This is a genomic window from Agromyces sp. LHK192, from assembly GCF_004006235.1.
Taxonomy (GTDB): Bacteria; Actinomycetota; Actinomycetes; order Actinomycetales; family Microbacteriaceae; genus Agromyces.
This window is the reverse complement of sequence record NZ_CP034753.1, coordinates 3,570,256-3,585,581: the sequence shown is the minus strand read 5'-3', so window position 1 is coordinate 3,585,581 and position 15,326 is coordinate 3,570,256. Positions and strand designations below refer to the sequence as shown.

Sequence of the window (15,326 nt, the reverse complement as noted above, 5' to 3'; positions counted from 1 at the left end):
GACCTTTTCGCGGCGCGTCGACTGGAAGAATCGAGCCCATGTCCCTGCTTGCCAAGCTCAGCATGAAGAACCGCGCCCTCATCGCGCTCGTCACGGTGGTGGTCGCGATCTTCGGCGGCATCTCGCTGACGAGCCTCAAGCAGGAGCTGGCTCCGTCGATCGAGTTCCCGCAGCTCATGATCGTCACCAGCTACCCCGGCGCGTCGCCCGACATCGTCAACCAGGACGTCTCGACGCCGATCGAGACGGCGATCCAGGGCATCACGGGCCTCGAGTCCACCTCGACGACGAGCTCGACCGGCCTCTCGCGGGTCACCGCGAGCTTCACGTACGGCACCGACCTGGCGTTCGCCGAGCAGAAGCTGCTCTCCTCGGTCAACCGCGTCCAGGGCCAGCTCCCCGACGACGTCGAGCCGCAGGTCGTCGCGTTCAGCCTCGACGACTTCCCCGTGATCTCGGTCGCCGTCACCGGCGCCGACGACGTCGCCGCGCTGTCCGACGAGATCACCCGCACGACCCTGGGCGAGATCGAGGACATCGACGGCGTGCGCGAGGCCACCCTCGTCGGCGACGTCGGCCAGCGGGTCACGATCACCCCCGACCCCGTGAAGCTCGCCACGTTCGGGCTCACGCAGCAGGCGATCCGCGACGCGCTCCAGCAGAACGGCGTGCTCCTGCCCGCCGGTACCATCACCGAGGGCGACACGACCTTCTCGGTGCAGACCGGCTCCCGCCTCGAGAGCATCGACGACCTCGCGGCCCTGCCCCTCGTCGGCGCGACCCAGCCGGCGCTCCCGTCTCCCGATGCGGGTGCCGGCGCGGAAGCCGGTGCCGATGCCGGAACCGACGCGGGCGCGGGAGCCGACGCGGAAACCGGAGCGGATGCCGGAACCGGCGTGGGCGCCGGCGCGGATGCCGCCGCCGGCGCTGCCGCCCAGGCGGCCGCGACTCCCGTCGCCGCGACGATCGGCGACGTGGCCACCGTCGAGCTCACCGAGAACCCGGTCACGAGCATCTCGCGCGTGAACGGCGAGCCCGCCCTCACGATCTCCGTCACCAAGCTTCCCGCGGCCAACACGGTCGACGTCTCGAACGCCGTCGTCGCGCTGCTGCCCGACCTGGAGTCGTCGCTCGACACGACCAACCCCGGGGCATCCTTCACGGTCGTGTTCGACCAGGCCCCGTACATCGAGCAGTCGATCGAGGCGCTCGCGACCGAGGGCCTGCTCGGCCTCGTGTTCGCGGTCATCGTGATCCTGGTGTTCCTGCTCTCGGTGCGCGCGACGCTCGTGACCGCGATCTCGATCCCGACGTCGGTGCTCATCACGTTCATCGGGCTCCAGGTCGCCGACTACACGCTGAACATCCTGACCCTCGGTGCGCTCACCATCGCGATCGGCCGCGTCGTCGACGACTCCATCGTGGTCATCGAGAACATCAAGCGGCACCTCGTCCAGGGCGTCGACAAGGCCTCCACGATCGTGCGCGCCGTGCGCGAGGTCGCCGGCGCGATCACCGCGTCGACCATCACGACGGTCGCGGTGTTCCTGCCGATCGCGCTCGTCGAGGGCGTCACCGGCGAGCTGTTCCGGCCGTTCTCGCTGACGGTCACGATCGCGCTGCTCGCCTCGTTGCTCGTGGCCCTGACGATCGTGCCCGTGCTGGCGTACTGGTTCCTCAAGCCCGCGAAGCCGCACAAGCACGACGAGCAGACCGCGGCTGCGGCGTTCGTCGACGATGCCGGCGCCTCGGCGCCGGGAGAGGACGAGCTCGAGCACCCGTCGCGCCTCCAGCGCGGCTACCTGCCCGTCGTCGAGTGGACCCTCAAGCACGGCGTCGTGACCCTGATCGTCGCGGTGCTCGTGCTCGGCGGGACGCTCGCGCTCGTGCCGTTCATGAAGACCAACTTCCTCGGCTCCTCGGGGCAGAACACGTTCCAGGTCACCCAGGAACTCCCGGTCGGCACCAGCCTCGAGGCGCTCGACGAGGCGTCCACGTCGGTCGAGCAGGTGCTGCTCGACACCGAGGGCATCGAGACCGTGCAGACGTCGATCGGCTCCGGCGGCGGTATCGCCGCGATCCTCGGCGGCGGCAGCTCGACCGTCACCTACTCCGTGACCACCGACGAGTCCGCCGACCAGGACGCGCTCCAGGCCGAGGTCCGCGACGAGCTCGCCGAGATCGACGACGCCGGCGAGGTCACGCTCGCCGCGTCGAGCGGGTTCGGTGCGTCCAACGACATCGAGGTCGACATCACCGCCTCGAACGCCGAAGACCTCCAGGCGGCGACCGACGCGGTCGTCGACGAACTCGACGGCATCGACGGGCTCGCGCAGGTGACCTCGAACCTCGCCGAGGGTCGCCCGTACATCGCCGTCGAGGTCGACCGCGAGGCCGCCGCCGCCGCGGGCTTCTCAGAGGTCGCACTCGGCGGATACGTCTCGGCCGCGATGCAGCCGCAGACCGTGGGCTCGATCGTGATCGACGAGCAGACGCTCACGATCTACCTCGCCACCGAGAACCCGCCGACGAGCATCGAGGAACTGCAGGCGCTCGAGGTGCCGACCGCAGCGGGCCTCGTGCGCCTCGACACCCTCGCGACCATCGAAGAGGTCGACGGCCCGGCCACGGTCACGACCGTGCAGGGACTGCGCAGCGCGACCGTCTCGGCCACCCCGCAGGGCGACGACCTCGGTACCGCGAGCGCGTCAGTGCAGACGGCCCTCGCCGAGGTCGACCTGCCCGACGGCACCTCGGCGACCATCGGCGGCGTCACCGCCGACCAGACCGAGTCGTTCGGCCAGCTCGGCCTCGCGCTGCTCGCCGCGATCCTGATCGTCTACATCGTGATGGTCGCGACGTTCCGGTCGCTGCTCCAGCCGCTGCTGCTGCTCGTGTCGGTGCCGTTCGCGGCGACCGGTGCGATCGCGCTGCAGGTTGCGACGGGCATTCCGCTGGGCGTCGCCTCGCTCGTCGGCGTGCTGATGCTGGTCGGCATCGTCGTCACGAACGCGATCGTGCTGGTCGACCTCGTGAACCAGTACCGCGACCGCGGCATGAAGGTGCGCGACGCGCTGCTGCACGGTGCATCCCGCCGTCTCCGGCCGATCCTCATGACGGCGCTCGCGACGATCTTCGCGTTGCTGCCGATGGCGCTCGGCATCACCGGCCACTCGGGCTTCATCTCGCAGCCGCTCGCGGTCGTCGTGATCGGCGGCCTGCTGTCGTCGACGCTGCTGACGCTGATCGTGCTGCCCGTGCTGTACGACCTGGTCGAGGGCGGCCGCGAACGCCGTGCCGCGAAGCGGGCGGCGAAGGCGGCGGCGGCGGCGGCTGAGACTGCCTCGGCTGAACCGGCGGCTGACGCTGCTCCGGCCGAGCAGGCGGCGGATGCCTCGCCCGACGCGCCCGCGCCCGACGAGGCCCCCGGCGGCACCGAGCGACCGGAGGACCGCGCATGAGGATCAGCGCCGATGGCCGGTTCGACCTCGGGCTCACCGGAGTCGGCCCGGCCGCCGCGGGCGGCGGTTGCTGCGGCGGCGCCGGCGGCTGCTCCTGCGGTGCCGGCGGGCATACCGGCGCCGGTGCCCGCGCGCGCGTGCTCGCCGAGCTCGACGACCGGGTGGTCGCGGAGTACGACCTCACGGGTCTGACCGGCGAGCAGTGCGTCGAGCGGGTGACCGAGGCGTTCGTCGTGCTCGACGGCGTGCAGACCGTGGACGTCTGGCTGGTCGCGGGCGGGTCGTCGACGGTGCGCGTCGCGAGCGACGAACTGCTCGACCCGGAGGCGGTCGCCGCGGCCGTCGACGAGGCGGGGTACGCGCTCGCCGGCTGACGGACGCATCGTTCGTCGACCACGCGGCCGACCCGGTCGACTGGTAGCTTCGGCCGCATGGAGCGCACCGGGGTCGACGTCGACGCGTGGCTGGCCGAGGCGGCCGCTGATCTCGGCGACGCGCGAGGCGGGCAGCTCCGCGAGCTCGACGCCGTGATCGCCCCGATCTTCGCCGGCCTCGACCGGACGCTCTGGGCGGGCAGGTTCTGGGGCGGCACCGACCAGCAGATCATCGGGTACGGCGCGATCGCGCAGGAACGCCCGCGCGGCCCGGCCGTCGACTGGTTCCTCGTCGGGCTCGCCGCGCAGTCGAAGCACTTCAGCGTGTACGTGAACGCCGTCGAGGGCGGCGAGTACCTGGTGCGCGGGTGGGCCGACCGGCTCGGCAGGGTGAAGGTGGGTGCGGCCGCGGTGACGTTCGCGGATCCTTCGGCGCTCGACCTCGACGGTTTCGTCGCCATGCTGCGGCGTGCCCGCGAGACCGCACCGGGTGTGCGCTGACGCAGATCACGTCGCGTTCAGTGGATGGTCGCCGAGTGTTCACCGAGGCGTCCGGTCGATGCCACCGCGCCCGGCACCCGCGCTCCATAGGGTCGAGGCATGTCCACCGCGACCGCTCCCGTGGCCCAGCGCGTGCGTGCGGAGCTCCGGCAGCGCATCGAGCGCGGTGAGTGGCAACCCGGCATGCCGCTGCCCAGCGAGGCCGCGCTGTGCCGGGAGTTCGGCACGTCGCGCGGGCCCGTCCGGCGTGCGCTGTCGGCGCTGCGCGCCGAGGGATTCGTCGTCGGCGGGCGAGGGCGGCCCCCGGTGGTCGGACGTGTGGTGCCGGCGCAGTCGCTGACCACTTTCCGATCGTTCACCGAGTGGGCGCGCGCCGAGGGCAAGGCTCCGGGCACCCGCATCGTCGCCCTCGAGCGGCGCCACGCGACGTCGATGGTCGCGGGTCTGCTCGAGTTGGACGAGGGGGCCACCGTCGTCGACCTGGTCCGGGTGCGACTGCTCGACGACGTCCCCATCATGATCGAGCGCGCGTCGTTCCCGACCGAGGTCGGGCGTCACCTGTTCGGCTTCGACCCCGAGCGCGGATCGGTGTCCGCCGAGCTCGCACGGCACGGCTGCCAGCTCGCGAGCGCGCGCCACACGATCGACGCGGTCTCGGCGAACCGGCTGGACGCCGAGATGCTCGGCGTCCACGAGGGCGCGCCGCTGCTTCGCGAACGGCGACGTTCGCAGGATGCCTCGGGGCGTGCCGTCGAGTACGCGGATGCCCGCTACCGCTCCGAGTACGCGACGTTCCGGGTCGACAACCGGGCGGTCGATGCGAGTCCGATCGAAGTGCGCGCCGACTCCTGACCGCCGGGGCCGGTCGCCCGCTCGCCCGGTCGCCCTCTCGCACGGCGGATGCCTCCGCGCGACCGCGCGCGGAGGCATCCGGTCGGTCGTCGACTCAGCCGGCCCGGTCGAGCACCGCGCGGGCGGATGCCTCGGGCCGCAGGTCGAGCCGCCGGAGCAGCTGGGCGTTCGCGGCGACGATGACGGTCGACAGGCTCATCAGGATCGCGCCGACCGACATCGGCAGCACGAACCCGATCGGCGCGAGCACGCCCGCCGCGAGCGGCACCGACAGCAGGTTGTACCCGGCCGCCCACCACAGGTTCTGCGTCATCTTGCGGTAGGTGGCGCGCGAGAGCTCGATCACCGACAGCACCGAGCGCGGATCGCTCGACGCGAGCACGACGCCCGCCGAGGCGATGGCGACATCGGTTCCCGCGCCGATCGCGATGCCGACATCGGCCTGGGCGAGCGCCGGGGCGTCGTTCACGCCGTCGCCGACCATCGCCACCGTCAGGCCCTCCTGCTGCAGCGTCGCCACCTCGGCCGCCTTGTCCTCGGGGCGGACGCCGGCGAGCACCCGGTCGATCCCGAGCTCCGCGGCGACCGAACGCGCGACCGGCTCGGCGTCGCCGGTGATCATCACGACCTGCACGCCGAGCGCGTGCAGGGCGTCGACCGCGTCGCGCGACTCCGGCCGGATCTCGTCGGCAAGCGCGATCGCCCCGACCACGGTGCCGTCCTTCACGACGTGCAGCACGGTCCGCCCCTGCGCGCTCCACGCGGCGGCCTCCGCGAGCGGCTCGTGACCGTCGCGGCTCAGCAGCCCCGGGCCGCCCACCTCGACGACCCAGCCGTGCACGTCGGCGCGGACACCGACGCCGGGCGACGCGGTGAAGCCGGTCGCCGGGTGCACGTGATCGGTGCGCCGGTGCGCCTCCGCGACGATCGCCTTCGCGAGCGGATGCTCCGAATCGGTCTCGGCGGCGCCCGCGAGCGCGAGCACCTCGCGCTCGTCGATGCCCGAACCCGGTGCCGCGACCACGCCGGTCACGGTGGGTGCACCCTTCGTGAGCGTGCCGGTCTTGTCGAACAGCACGGCGTCGACCGATCGCATCGTCTCGAGGGCGAGGCGATCGGTGACCAGCACACCGCCGCGTGCGGCGCGCTCGGTCGCGATCTGCACGACGAGCGGGATGGCGAGGCCGAGGGCGTGAGGGCACGCGATGACGAGCACGGTGATCGTGCGGACCACGGCGTCGTCGGGGTCGCCCAGCAGGGTCCAGGCGACAGCGGTGATCGCGGCGGCTCCCAGCGCGAACCAGAACAGCCATCCGGCAGCGCGGTCGGCGAGGCGCTGGGCTCGCGAACTCGACGCCTGCGCCTGCGCGACGAGCCGGGCGATGCCGGCGATCGCGGTGTCGTCGCCGATCGCGCCGACGCGGACGCGGAGCGCGCCGTCGGTCGCCACGGTTCCCGCGACGACCTGGTCACCGGGACCGCGGGGCACGGGAACGGACTCGCCGGTGACCATCGACTCGTCGACGGCGGCGCCGCCCTCGACGACCGTGCCGTCGGCCGGCACGCGCCCGCCGGGGCGCACGATGACGAGGTCGCCGACCACCAGGTCGGCCCGAGCGACCCGCTCGGTCGCGGTGCCGGTCGAGGATGCCGTCGTCGTGCCGGTCGCGGTCGACGTCGAGGTGCCGGCGGCGCCGGCTCGCGCCGGGATGATGCGCTCGGCGTCGTCGGGCAGCAGCGACTGGAGCGCGTCCAGCGCGCTCGACGCCTGCATGACCGAACGCATCTCGATCCAGTGCCCCAGCAGCATGATGACGATCAGCAGCGCGAGCTCCCACCAGAAGTCGAGGTGCCGGTGGTCGAGCAGGTGCAGGCTCGCGCCGAGGCTCGCGACGAAGGCGACGCTGATCGCGAGCGCGATGAGCAGCATCATGCCCGGCTTCCCGGAGCGGATCTCCGACCAGGCGCCGACGAGGAACGGCCGACCGCCCCACACGAACATCACCGTGCCGAGGGCGGGCGAGATCCACGGGATGATCTCGCTGTCGGGCAGCGGGTAGCCGAGGAGCGAGGCGAACATCGGGCTGAACGCGATCGTCGGCACCGCCAGCACGAGCATGATCCAGAACAGGCGACGGTATTGGGCGACGTGGTCGCCGTGCCCGGCGTGACCGGCGTGGTCGCCGTGCCCGGAGTGCCCGGCGTGGCCGGAGTGACCGGCGTGCCCGGTGTGGTCGGCGTGCCCGGTGTGGTCACCGTGCTCGGCGTGTGCGACCTGGCCGCCGTGACGCCGGTGAGACCCGGGTGCCTCGTGGCCCTCGTGCGGATCGTGCCCGTGGTGCGCTTCGTGGCTCACGTGCTCATCATGGCCTCCATGGCCCTCGTGGTGGTGGTGCTCGCGGGCGGCGGCGTCGCCGTCGGTTCGTTGCGTCTCCATCATGTCCTCCGCAACCACCATACCCCCTGGGGGTATTCCCGCAACACCTCGCCACCGTTCGTTCCGCCCTCGGCGGATTCCCTTCGCGCAGAGTGAACGTGGGTCGCGAGGCATCCGACGCCGTGCTTCGATGGCCTGCATGGACGTGCTCATCCTCGGTGGAACGCAATGGGTCGGACGAGAGCTCGCGCGGGAGGCGATCGCGCGCGGACACCGCGTGACCTGCCTCGCGCGCGGCGAGGCGGGCGAGGTCGCCGACGGCGCGGTGCTCGTCGCGGCCGACCGGGCCGAGCCCGGCGCCTACGACGCGGTCGCGGCCCACGACTGGGATGCGGTCATCGACGTCACGCGCGAACCGCTGTTCGCGCGCGGAGCCGCCGCCGCGCTCGCCGACCACGCCCGACGGGCCGTCTTCATCTCGACCGGCAACGTGTACGCCCGCCACGACGTTCCCGGCGACGACGAGTCGGCAGACCTGCTGGAGCCCCTCGCCGACGACCGCTCGACGCCCGAGACCTACGGCGAGGCCAAGGTCGCGTGCGAGGCGGCCTACCGCGACGCGTTCGGCGAACGGCTGCTCGTCGTGCGCCCCGGGCTCATCGGCGGCCCCGGCGACCGCTCGGGCCGGATCGGGGCGTATGTGACCCGCGCCGCACGCGACCCGCTGACGCCGATGCTCGTCCCCGACATCGCGGCCGAGGCCGCGCAGGTCATCGACGTGCGCGACCTCGTCGCGTTCGTCTTCGACGGCCTCGAGCGCGGCCTCGCCGGCACGTTCAGCGCCGTCGGCGACCGTTCGACGTTCGGCGCCGTGCTCGAGGCGTCCCGGGCGATCGGCGGACACGGCGGCGAGGTCGTGCCCGTCGCGACCGACTGGCTCGAGGAGCGCGGCGTGGCGGAATGGGCGGGCCCGGAGTCGCTCGCACTGTGGATCATCGACCCGACCTGGTCGGCGTTCCAGGACCGAAGCAACGCGGCCGCCGTCGCGGCGGGGCTGCGGGTGCGGCCCCTCGAGCAGACCTTGGCGGACGTGCTCGCGTGGGAGCGCGAGCAGGGACTCGACCGCGAGCGCGGCGCCGGGCTGTCGCCCGAGCGCGAGACCGAGCTCATCGAGGCCTGGCGCGCCGACCGACCGGCCTGAGCTCGCCTCGCAGGTCGGAAGACGTCTCGTCGTCCGGGATCGCAGACACCCGGCCGAAGGGATGCCTCGGCGCGCGGCCGCCCGATCGTTAGCGTGAGCGCATGGCGAATCCGCAGGCATCCGCGCTGCCGCACGACCCGCACTGGCCGCGGGCGGGCGGTTGGCCGTCGCTCGACGATCTCGCGACCGACCAGCGCGCGCACCTCGCCATCGTCGGCGTTCCCGCATGGCGCACGTCGCTCTCGACGACCGGTGCGCACGCCACGCCAGCGGCGATCCGATCGGCGCTCGCGAGGTACAGCCCGTCGACGATGCCCGACCGGCGCGCGACCGGTGCCGCCGATGGGCTCGACCTCGACGACGTCCTCCGCATCGTGGACGCGGGCGACGTCGTGGAGCCCGACGGGCCCGACGGCGAGGCGCGCACGCGGGCGCTCGTGGCATCCGCTCTGCGGCGCAGCGATGCGGTGCTCGCGCTCGGCGGCGACAACTCGGCGACCGTCGCGACGGCACTCGGTGCGTGGGGCGACGACCTCGACCGGGCCGGGCTGGTCACGATCGATGCGCACTACGACCTCCGCGACGGCGTCTCGAACGGATCGCCCGTGCGCCGGCTCATCGAGGCCGGGCTCGATCCCGCCCGCATCGTGCAGATCGGCATCGCGGACTTCGCGAACTCCGTGTTCTACGCGCGGCGCGCCGCCGACCTCGGCATCACGGTCGTGCACCGCGACGAGCTGCACGGGCGGGCGCCGGACGACGTGATGGCCGAGGCGCTCGAGATCGCCGGCGCAGGGGGCGGGCCGGTCCACCTCGACGTCGACGTCGACGCATGCGACCGTTCGGTCGTGCCCGCCTGCCCGGCATCCGTGCCCGGCGGGCTCGCCGCCTGGGAGCTTCGCGCCCTGGTGCGAGCGGCCGCCCGCGACCCGAGGGTGGGCTCGGCCGACCTCGTCGAGATCGACGCCACCGCCGACGCCCCGGACGGCCGGACCGTGCGGCTCGCCGCGCTCTGCGTGCTCGAATTCGCGGCGGGGCTCGCGGCGAGGTGACGTCGGTGGCAGGCTGGGCTGGTGAAGACGCTCCTCGTCGTGCGCCACGCCAAGTCCGACTGGGCCGATGCCGGCCTCGCCGACCACGACCGCCCGCTGAACGACCGCGGGCGACGTGACGCACCGGTGATGGGCGCCCGGCTCGCCGAGCGCGGCACGGTTCCCGACGTCATCCGGTCGAGCACCGCGTTGCGGGCGCAGACGACTGCGGCGATGCTCGCGGAGGCGCTCGGGCTCGATGCGTCGACCGTGCAGCTCGACGAGTCGCTCTACGCGACGGGCACGTCGCACCAGCTCGAGGTGATCCGCGCCTTCGACGACGCCGCCGCGATCGCGATGCTCGTCGGGCACAACCCCGAGTCGAGCGCACTCGTCTCGCGGCTGACCGGCCGGTACGCCGAGCTGCCGACCTGCGCGATCGCGGAGATCCGCCTGCCGATCGATCGCTGGGCGGATGCCGCCGCCGACACCGGCGAACTGGTGCGCCTCGACACCCCGAAGCGCTGAACGAGGCCCGCCGGGCCCGAAGGAGGTCGTGATGCCGAAGTCCGCGACGCGGGTGCCGGGTGCGCCGTGCTGGATCAACCTCAACACCAGCGACCTCGATCGATCGATCGAGTTCTACGACCGCCTGCTCGGCTGGCACGTCGACAGCGAACCCGTCGAAGGCGGCGGGTACGCCGTCGCGACGCTCGACGGCGGGCGAGTCGGCGGGATGTCGCCGCGGGACGCGGAGGAGCCCGGCCCCGACTGGTGGGGCCTGTACCTCGTCACCGAGGACGCCGAGGCGATGGCGGCGGCGGTCCCGGGCGCCGGCGGCCGCATGTCGTTCGGGCCCGACCGGGTGCCCGGCATCGGCATCTTCGCCGGCGCGTTCGGGCCGGGCGGCGCACTCATCGGGGTGTGGGAACGGGACGCCGGCGAGGCATCTGCTCCGTTCGGGATCGAACGGTTCGAGGCGCCGGGCGCGCCGAGCTGGTTCGAACTGCTCACCCGCGACTACGAGGCCGACGTCGCGTTCGCCGAACGGGTGCTGGGCTGGACGCCGCGCGTGATGTCGGACACCCCGGAGTTCCGCTACACCCTGCTGACCACGGCCGACGGAGCGGATCTCGCAGGCATCTGGGACGTCTCCGACGCGAGCGCCGGCACCCGCCCGTCGGCGTGGGAACTGTACTTCGGCACGGCCGACGTCGACGTCGCGTGCGGGGTGGTGGAGCGGCTCGGCGGTGCTGTGGCCGAGCCGCCGGAAGACAGCCCCTACGGCAGGATCGCGCGGGTCACCGACGCGACGGGCGCGTCGTTCCGGTTCATCTCGCAGGAGGGCTGACGAGCGCGCCGTCCTTCCAGACCCGCCGCACGATCGGCACGCCCGGCCGGTAGGCGAGGTGCAGGTGGCTCGGCGCTGCGAGCTCGACGAGGTCGGCGCGCACGCCCGGGCGGATCACGCCGACATCGTCGCGCCGGAGCGCGCGGGCACCGCCGGCCGTCGCCGCCCACACCGCCTCGGCGGGCGTCATGCCCATGTCGCGCACCGCGACCGCGATGCAGAACGGCATCGAGCTCGTGAAGCTCGACCCCGGGTTGCAGTCGCTCGCGAGCGCCACGGTCGCGCCGGCGTCGAGCAGTCGGCGTGCGTCGGGGTACGGCTGGCGGGTCGAGAACTCCACGCCGGGCAGCAGCGTCGCAACCGTGTCGGATGCCGCGAGCGCGGCCACGTCGGCATCCGTCAGGTGGGTGCAGTGGTCGACGGATGCCGCACCGAGTTCGACGGCGAGGGCCACGCCGCCGCCCACGCCGAGCTGGTTGCCGTGCACGCGGATGCCGAGGCCTGCGGCCCGGCCCGCCTCGAGCACCCGGCGGGACTGCTCGACCGTGAATGCGCCGCGCTCGCAGAACGCGTCGACCCAGCGCGCGTGCGGTGCGCACGCGGCGAGCATGTCGCCCACGACGAGGTCGACGTAGGCCTCGGCGCCGGTGTCGGCGAACTCCGCCGGAACCACGTGCGCGCCGAGGAACGTGACCTCGTCGGTGACCTCGTGTGCGAGCCGCGCGAGCCGTTCCTCGTCGGCGACCGAGAGGCCGTACCCGGTCTTCACCTCGAAGGTCGTGGTGCCCTGCGCGTGCAGTTCGGTGACGAACCCGGCGAGCCTGGCCCGGAGCTCGCGGTCGGATGCCGCCCGCGTCGCGGCGACGGTCGAGCGGATGCCTCCGGCCTCGTACGGCCGCCCGGCCATGCGCGCCGCGAACTCGTCGGCCCGGTCGCCGCCGAACACGAGGTGCGTGTGGCTGTCGACGAAGCCGGGGATCACCGCCCGGCCGCCGAGGTCGACGATCTCGAGGTCGTTGAACTCGAGGTCGCCTCCCGTCGTTCCGGACCCGACGCAGGCGACGTGTCCGCCCTCGACGAGCACCGCCGCGTCCCGGATGATGCCGAGGGCACCCCCGTCGCGGCCGGGTGCCGGGTCGTTGGTGACGAGCTCGCCGATGCCCGTGAGCAGCATCCGATCGGCTCGCACGGTTCCGCTCATTCGCCGAGCATCGGCACGTCGAGGCCGCGCTCGCGCGCGACGTCGACCGCCCGGTCGTAGCCGGCGTCGACATGCCGCATGACGCCCGTGCCGGGGTCGTTCACGAGCACGCGCGCGATCTTCTCCGCGGCGAGGTCGGTGCCGTCGGCGACCACGACCTGCCCGGCGTGGATGGACCGGCCGATGCCGACACCGCCGCCGTGGTGGATCGACACCCAGGTCGCGCCGGACGCGGTGTTGAGCAGGGCGTTCAGGAGCGGCCAGTCGGCGATCGCGTCGGAGCCGTCGGCCATCGCCTCGGTCTCGCGGTAGGGGCTCGCGACCGAGCCTGCGTCGAGGTGGTCGCGGCCGATCACGATCGGGGCGCTCAGTTCGCCGGTAGCGACCATCTCGTTGAACTTCAGCCCGGCGAGGTGGCGTTCCTGGTAGCCGAGCCAGCAGATGCGCGCCGGCAGGCCCTCGAAGTGCACCTGCGCACCGGCCTGCTCGATCCAACGGCGGAGGTGATGGTTCTCGGGGAAGAGTTCGACGATCGCCCGATCGGTGGCGGCGATGTCGGCCGGGTCGCCCGACAGTGCCGCCCACCGGAAGGGCCCGCGCCCCTCGGCGAACAGCGGGCGGATGTAGGCCGGCACGAATCCCGGGAAGTCGAACGCGTGCTCGAAGCCGCCGAGCTTGGCCTCTGCGCGGATCGAGTTGCCGTAGTCGAACACCTCGGCGCCGTCGGCCTGGAATCCGACCATCGCCTCGACGTGCTTGGCCATCGACGCGCGGGCCATGCGCGTGAACTGCTCGGGGTCGAGTGCGGCGAGCTCGCGCCACTCGGCGACCGAGACGCCCTCGGGTACGTACGAGAGCGGGTCGTGCGCGCTCGTCTGGTCGGTCACGATGTCGATCGGGGTGCGCCGTTCGAGGAGGTCGGTGAACACCGTCGCAGCGTTGCCGACCACGCCGACGCTGAGCGGCTCGCGGGCCTCCTTGGCGGCGAGCACCCGATCGAGCGCGGCATCGAGCGATGGCGCGACCTCGTCGAGGTAGCCGTGCTCGACGCGGCGGCGCAGGCGCGTCTCGTCGACGTCGACGATGAGCACCGCACCCCCGTTCATCGTGACCGCGAGCGGCTGCGCGCCGCCCATGCCGCCGCAGCCGGCGGTGAGCGTGAGGGTGCCGGCGAGGGTCGCGTGGGCGGCATCCGACTCGGTGGCTCCGCGCTTCGCCGCCAACGACCGGGCGACCGCGCCGAACGTCTCGTAGGTGCCCTGCAGGATGCCCTGCGTGCCGATGTAGATCCAGGAGCCGGCGGTCATCTGCCCGTACATGGTGAGGCCGAGATGCTCCAGGCGGCGGAACTCGGGCCAGTTCGCCCAGTCCCCGACGAGGTTGGAGTTCGCGATCAGCACGCGCGGCGCCCACTCGTGCGTGCGGAACACGCCCACGGGCTTGCCCGACTGCACGAGCAGCGTCTCGTCGACCTCGAGGCGCTCGAGGGTGCGCACGATCGCGTCGTACGCCTCCCAGTTGCGCGCAGCCTTGCCCGTGCCGCCGTAGACGACGAGGTCCTCAGGACGCTCGGCGACCTCGGGATCGAGGTTGTTCATGAGCATGCGCAGCGCCGCCTCGGTCTGCCAGCTCTTCGCGGTGCGTTCGGTGCCGCGGGCGGCGCGGACGGTGCGGGAGCGCGTGGGTGCGTCGGTCATGGTCCGATGCTCGCGCGGCGCGTCGATCGCGACAACGGATGCCGCTCGCCGCGTGTCTGCGATCCCAGACGAGCCGGGCTACGGCAGGTCAGCCGAGTGCGATCCCGCGACCGGCGAGGAACGGCCGCGCGTCGACGGCGACGCCGTTCAGGCGGACCTCGAAGTGCAGGTGGCAGCCGGTCGATGCGCCGGTCGAGCCGACGAGGCCGATCAGCTTCCCGGCTTCGACGAACTCGCCCGGCGAGACGAGGATGCCGCCGTCCTGGAGGTGGGCGTAGCCGGTCGAGACGCCCGAGCCGTGGTCGATGAGCACCCAGTTGCCGTACCCGCCGAAGGTGCGTGCCTCGACCACCACGCCGGCCGTCGCTGCGAAGACCGGCGTGCCGCACGCGGCGGCGACGTCGGTGCCTCGGTGGAACTCGTTGGCGCCGGCGGGCCGGCTGGGCCGCGGGCCGAACCCGTCGGTCAGGCGACCGGTGACCGGAACGGCCCAGCCCTGCGCGCTGAGCTGACCGGCATCGGCCGGCAGCATGGCGACCAGTTCGACGCTCTGGGCGGCGACGCGCGTCTGGACCCCGTCGAGTTCGGCTCGCGCCTGGGTGATCGCGACCTCTGCGGCACGGACCTCCTGCTGGTCGGACTCCACCGGTACGGCGTCGACGTCGTCCCAGGCGAGGCCGGCGGCCTCCTCGGCATCGTCGGCCCGCTCGTCGAGTTCCTTCGCGCGTTCGATCAGCTTCGCCGGGTCGCCGTTGAGGTTCGCCATGCGCGACATGCCGCCGAGGCCGGCGAGCAGGTCGCCGCCCGATCCGACCGCGGCGAGCAACGACGCGTCGGCCGCGTCGGCGCTGCGCTCGGCCGAGAACGAGACCGCGGCCGCCTCGTCGGCTTTCTGGCGCGCGAGCGCCGCCGTGTCCTCGAGGCGTTCAGCAGCCGTGCGGGCGACCTCGCGAGCCGCCTTCGAACCGGCGAGCGTGATCTCGGCGGTGCGCAGGGTCGTCGTCGCCTCGTCGATCACCGCGCGGGCCGCGAGCAGCTCCAGCACACCCGTGTCGGCGGTGGCGCGCGTGGAGAAGCGCAGCACCGGTCCGTCGCCGACGAGGAGCGGAGCGCTCGCGATCGGGGCGGGCGCTGGTGGAGGTGCGGGTGCCTCGGTGGGAGGCGGGGGCTCCTCGGTCGGGGCGGGTCGGTGGGATCGACCGGCGGGTCGGTGGGATCGACCGGCGGGTCGGTGGGATCGACTGGAGGATCGGTGGGATCCACGGGCGGGTCGGTGGGAT

At 73.1% G+C, this 15,326-nt stretch carries 12 protein-coding genes; 8 read left to right on the top strand and 4 right to left on the bottom strand.

Annotation, left to right across the window (positions count from 1 at the left end; translation table 11 throughout):
* Positions 1-38 precede the first annotated feature (38 nt).
* From ELQ40_RS16290 to ELQ40_RS16275, 4 genes are all read left to right on the top strand, one after another.
* Positions 39-3,461, top strand: coding sequence for an efflux RND transporter permease subunit (locus ELQ40_RS16290; RefSeq protein ID WP_127794629.1), 3,423 nt, complete (start codon positions 39-41; stop codon positions 3,459-3,461).
* Complete coding sequence (locus ELQ40_RS18965; RefSeq protein ID WP_205649363.1) at positions 3,458-3,835, top strand: cation transporter; 378 nt, start codon at positions 3,458-3,460, stop codon at positions 3,833-3,835. The genes ELQ40_RS16290 and ELQ40_RS18965 overlap by 4 nt, the downstream gene beginning before the upstream one ends.
* A gap of 57 nt (positions 3,836-3,892) precedes the next feature.
* Positions 3,893-4,336, top strand: a complete 444-nt coding sequence (locus tag ELQ40_RS16280; RefSeq protein ID WP_127794628.1) for a hypothetical protein — start codon at positions 3,893-3,895, stop codon at positions 4,334-4,336.
* Positions 4,337-4,435: 99 nt separating this feature from the next.
* Positions 4,436-5,188 (top strand): GntR family transcriptional regulator, encoded by a 753-nt coding sequence (locus tag ELQ40_RS16275; RefSeq protein WP_127794627.1) that lies wholly within the window; start codon positions 4,436-4,438, stop codon positions 5,186-5,188.
* Positions 5,189-5,282: 94 nt separating this feature from the next.
* Here ELQ40_RS16275 and ELQ40_RS16270 read toward each other — a convergent pair whose 3' ends face one another.
* Positions 5,283-7,625: a heavy metal translocating P-type ATPase gene (locus tag ELQ40_RS16270; protein ID WP_127794626.1), complete on the bottom strand. Its 2,343-nt coding sequence runs from the start codon at positions 7,623-7,625 to the stop codon at positions 5,283-5,285.
* A gap of 139 nt (positions 7,626-7,764) precedes the next feature.
* Here ELQ40_RS16270 and ELQ40_RS16265 point away from each other — a divergent pair, with 139 nt between their 5' ends.
* The 4 genes from ELQ40_RS16265 (at position 7,765) to ELQ40_RS16250 (ending at position 11,148) form a co-directional block, all read left to right on the top strand.
* Positions 7,765-8,766 carry an NAD-dependent epimerase/dehydratase family protein gene (locus tag ELQ40_RS16265; protein ID WP_127794625.1) on the top strand — a complete coding sequence of 334 codons (1,002 nt, stop codon included), beginning with the start codon at positions 7,765-7,767 and terminating at the stop codon, positions 8,764-8,766.
* Positions 8,767-8,867: 101 nt separating this feature from the next.
* Positions 8,868-9,818 carry an arginase family protein gene (locus tag ELQ40_RS16260; protein WP_127794624.1) on the top strand — a complete coding sequence of 317 codons (951 nt, stop codon included), beginning with the start codon at positions 8,868-8,870 and terminating at the stop codon, positions 9,816-9,818.
* Between the two features lie 21 nt (positions 9,819-9,839).
* Complete coding sequence (locus ELQ40_RS16255) at positions 9,840-10,325, top strand: histidine phosphatase family protein (RefSeq protein ID WP_164863674.1); 486 nt, start codon at positions 9,840-9,842, stop codon at positions 10,323-10,325.
* Between the two features lie 31 nt (positions 10,326-10,356).
* Positions 10,357-11,148: a VOC family protein gene (locus ELQ40_RS16250; RefSeq protein WP_164863673.1), complete on the top strand. Its 792-nt coding sequence runs from the start codon at positions 10,357-10,359 to the stop codon at positions 11,146-11,148.
* Here ELQ40_RS16250 and hutI read toward each other — a convergent pair.
* From hutI to ELQ40_RS16235, 3 genes are all read right to left on the bottom strand, one after another.
* Positions 11,129-12,349: an imidazolonepropionase gene (hutI, locus tag ELQ40_RS16245; protein ID WP_240665836.1), complete on the bottom strand. Its 1,221-nt coding sequence runs from the start codon at positions 12,347-12,349 to the stop codon at positions 11,129-11,131. The genes ELQ40_RS16250 and hutI overlap by 20 nt on opposite strands.
* Entirely contained in the window at positions 12,346-14,046 is a 1,701-nt protein-coding gene (hutU, locus tag ELQ40_RS16240) for a urocanate hydratase (protein ID WP_127794621.1), read from the bottom strand. Before hutU ends, hutI begins: the two co-directional genes overlap by 4 nt.
* Positions 14,047-14,134: 88 nt before the next feature.
* The gene (locus tag ELQ40_RS16235) at positions 14,135-15,130 is read right to left on the bottom strand and encodes a M23 family metallopeptidase (protein WP_127794620.1); all 996 of its coding nucleotides are present in this window, start codon (positions 15,128-15,130) and stop codon (positions 14,135-14,137) included.
* Between the last annotated feature and the right edge of the window lie 196 nt (positions 15,131-15,326).

What these genes read in the sequence shown, in the direction of transcription:
- hutI (WP_240665836.1), bottom strand. Translation starts at nt 12,349, where the DNA reads ATGAGCGGAACCGTGCGAGCCGATCGGATGCTGCTCACGGGCATCGGC.
- ELQ40_RS16275 (WP_127794627.1), top strand. Translation starts at nt 4,436, where the DNA reads ATGTCCACCGCGACCGCTCCCGTGGCCCAGCGCGTGCGTGCGGAGCTC.
- ELQ40_RS18965 (WP_205649363.1), top strand. Translation starts at nt 3,458, where the DNA reads ATGAGGATCAGCGCCGATGGCCGGTTCGACCTCGGGCTCACCGGAGTC.
- ELQ40_RS16265 (WP_127794625.1), top strand. Translation starts at nt 7,765, where the DNA reads ATGGACGTGCTCATCCTCGGTGGAACGCAATGGGTCGGACGAGAGCTC.
- ELQ40_RS16280 (WP_127794628.1), top strand. Translation starts at nt 3,893, where the DNA reads ATGGAGCGCACCGGGGTCGACGTCGACGCGTGGCTGGCCGAGGCGGCC.
- ELQ40_RS16250 (WP_164863673.1), top strand. Translation starts at nt 10,357, where the DNA reads ATGCCGAAGTCCGCGACGCGGGTGCCGGGTGCGCCGTGCTGGATCAAC.
- ELQ40_RS16260 (WP_127794624.1), top strand. Translation starts at nt 8,868, where the DNA reads ATGGCGAATCCGCAGGCATCCGCGCTGCCGCACGACCCGCACTGGCCG.
- ELQ40_RS16270 (WP_127794626.1), bottom strand. Translation starts at nt 7,625, where the DNA reads ATGGAGACGCAACGAACCGACGGCGACGCCGCCGCCCGCGAGCACCAC.
- ELQ40_RS16290 (WP_127794629.1), top strand. Translation starts at nt 39, where the DNA reads ATGTCCCTGCTTGCCAAGCTCAGCATGAAGAACCGCGCCCTCATCGCG.
- hutU (WP_127794621.1), bottom strand. Translation starts at nt 14,046, where the DNA reads ATGACCGACGCACCCACGCGCTCCCGCACCGTCCGCGCCGCCCGCGGC.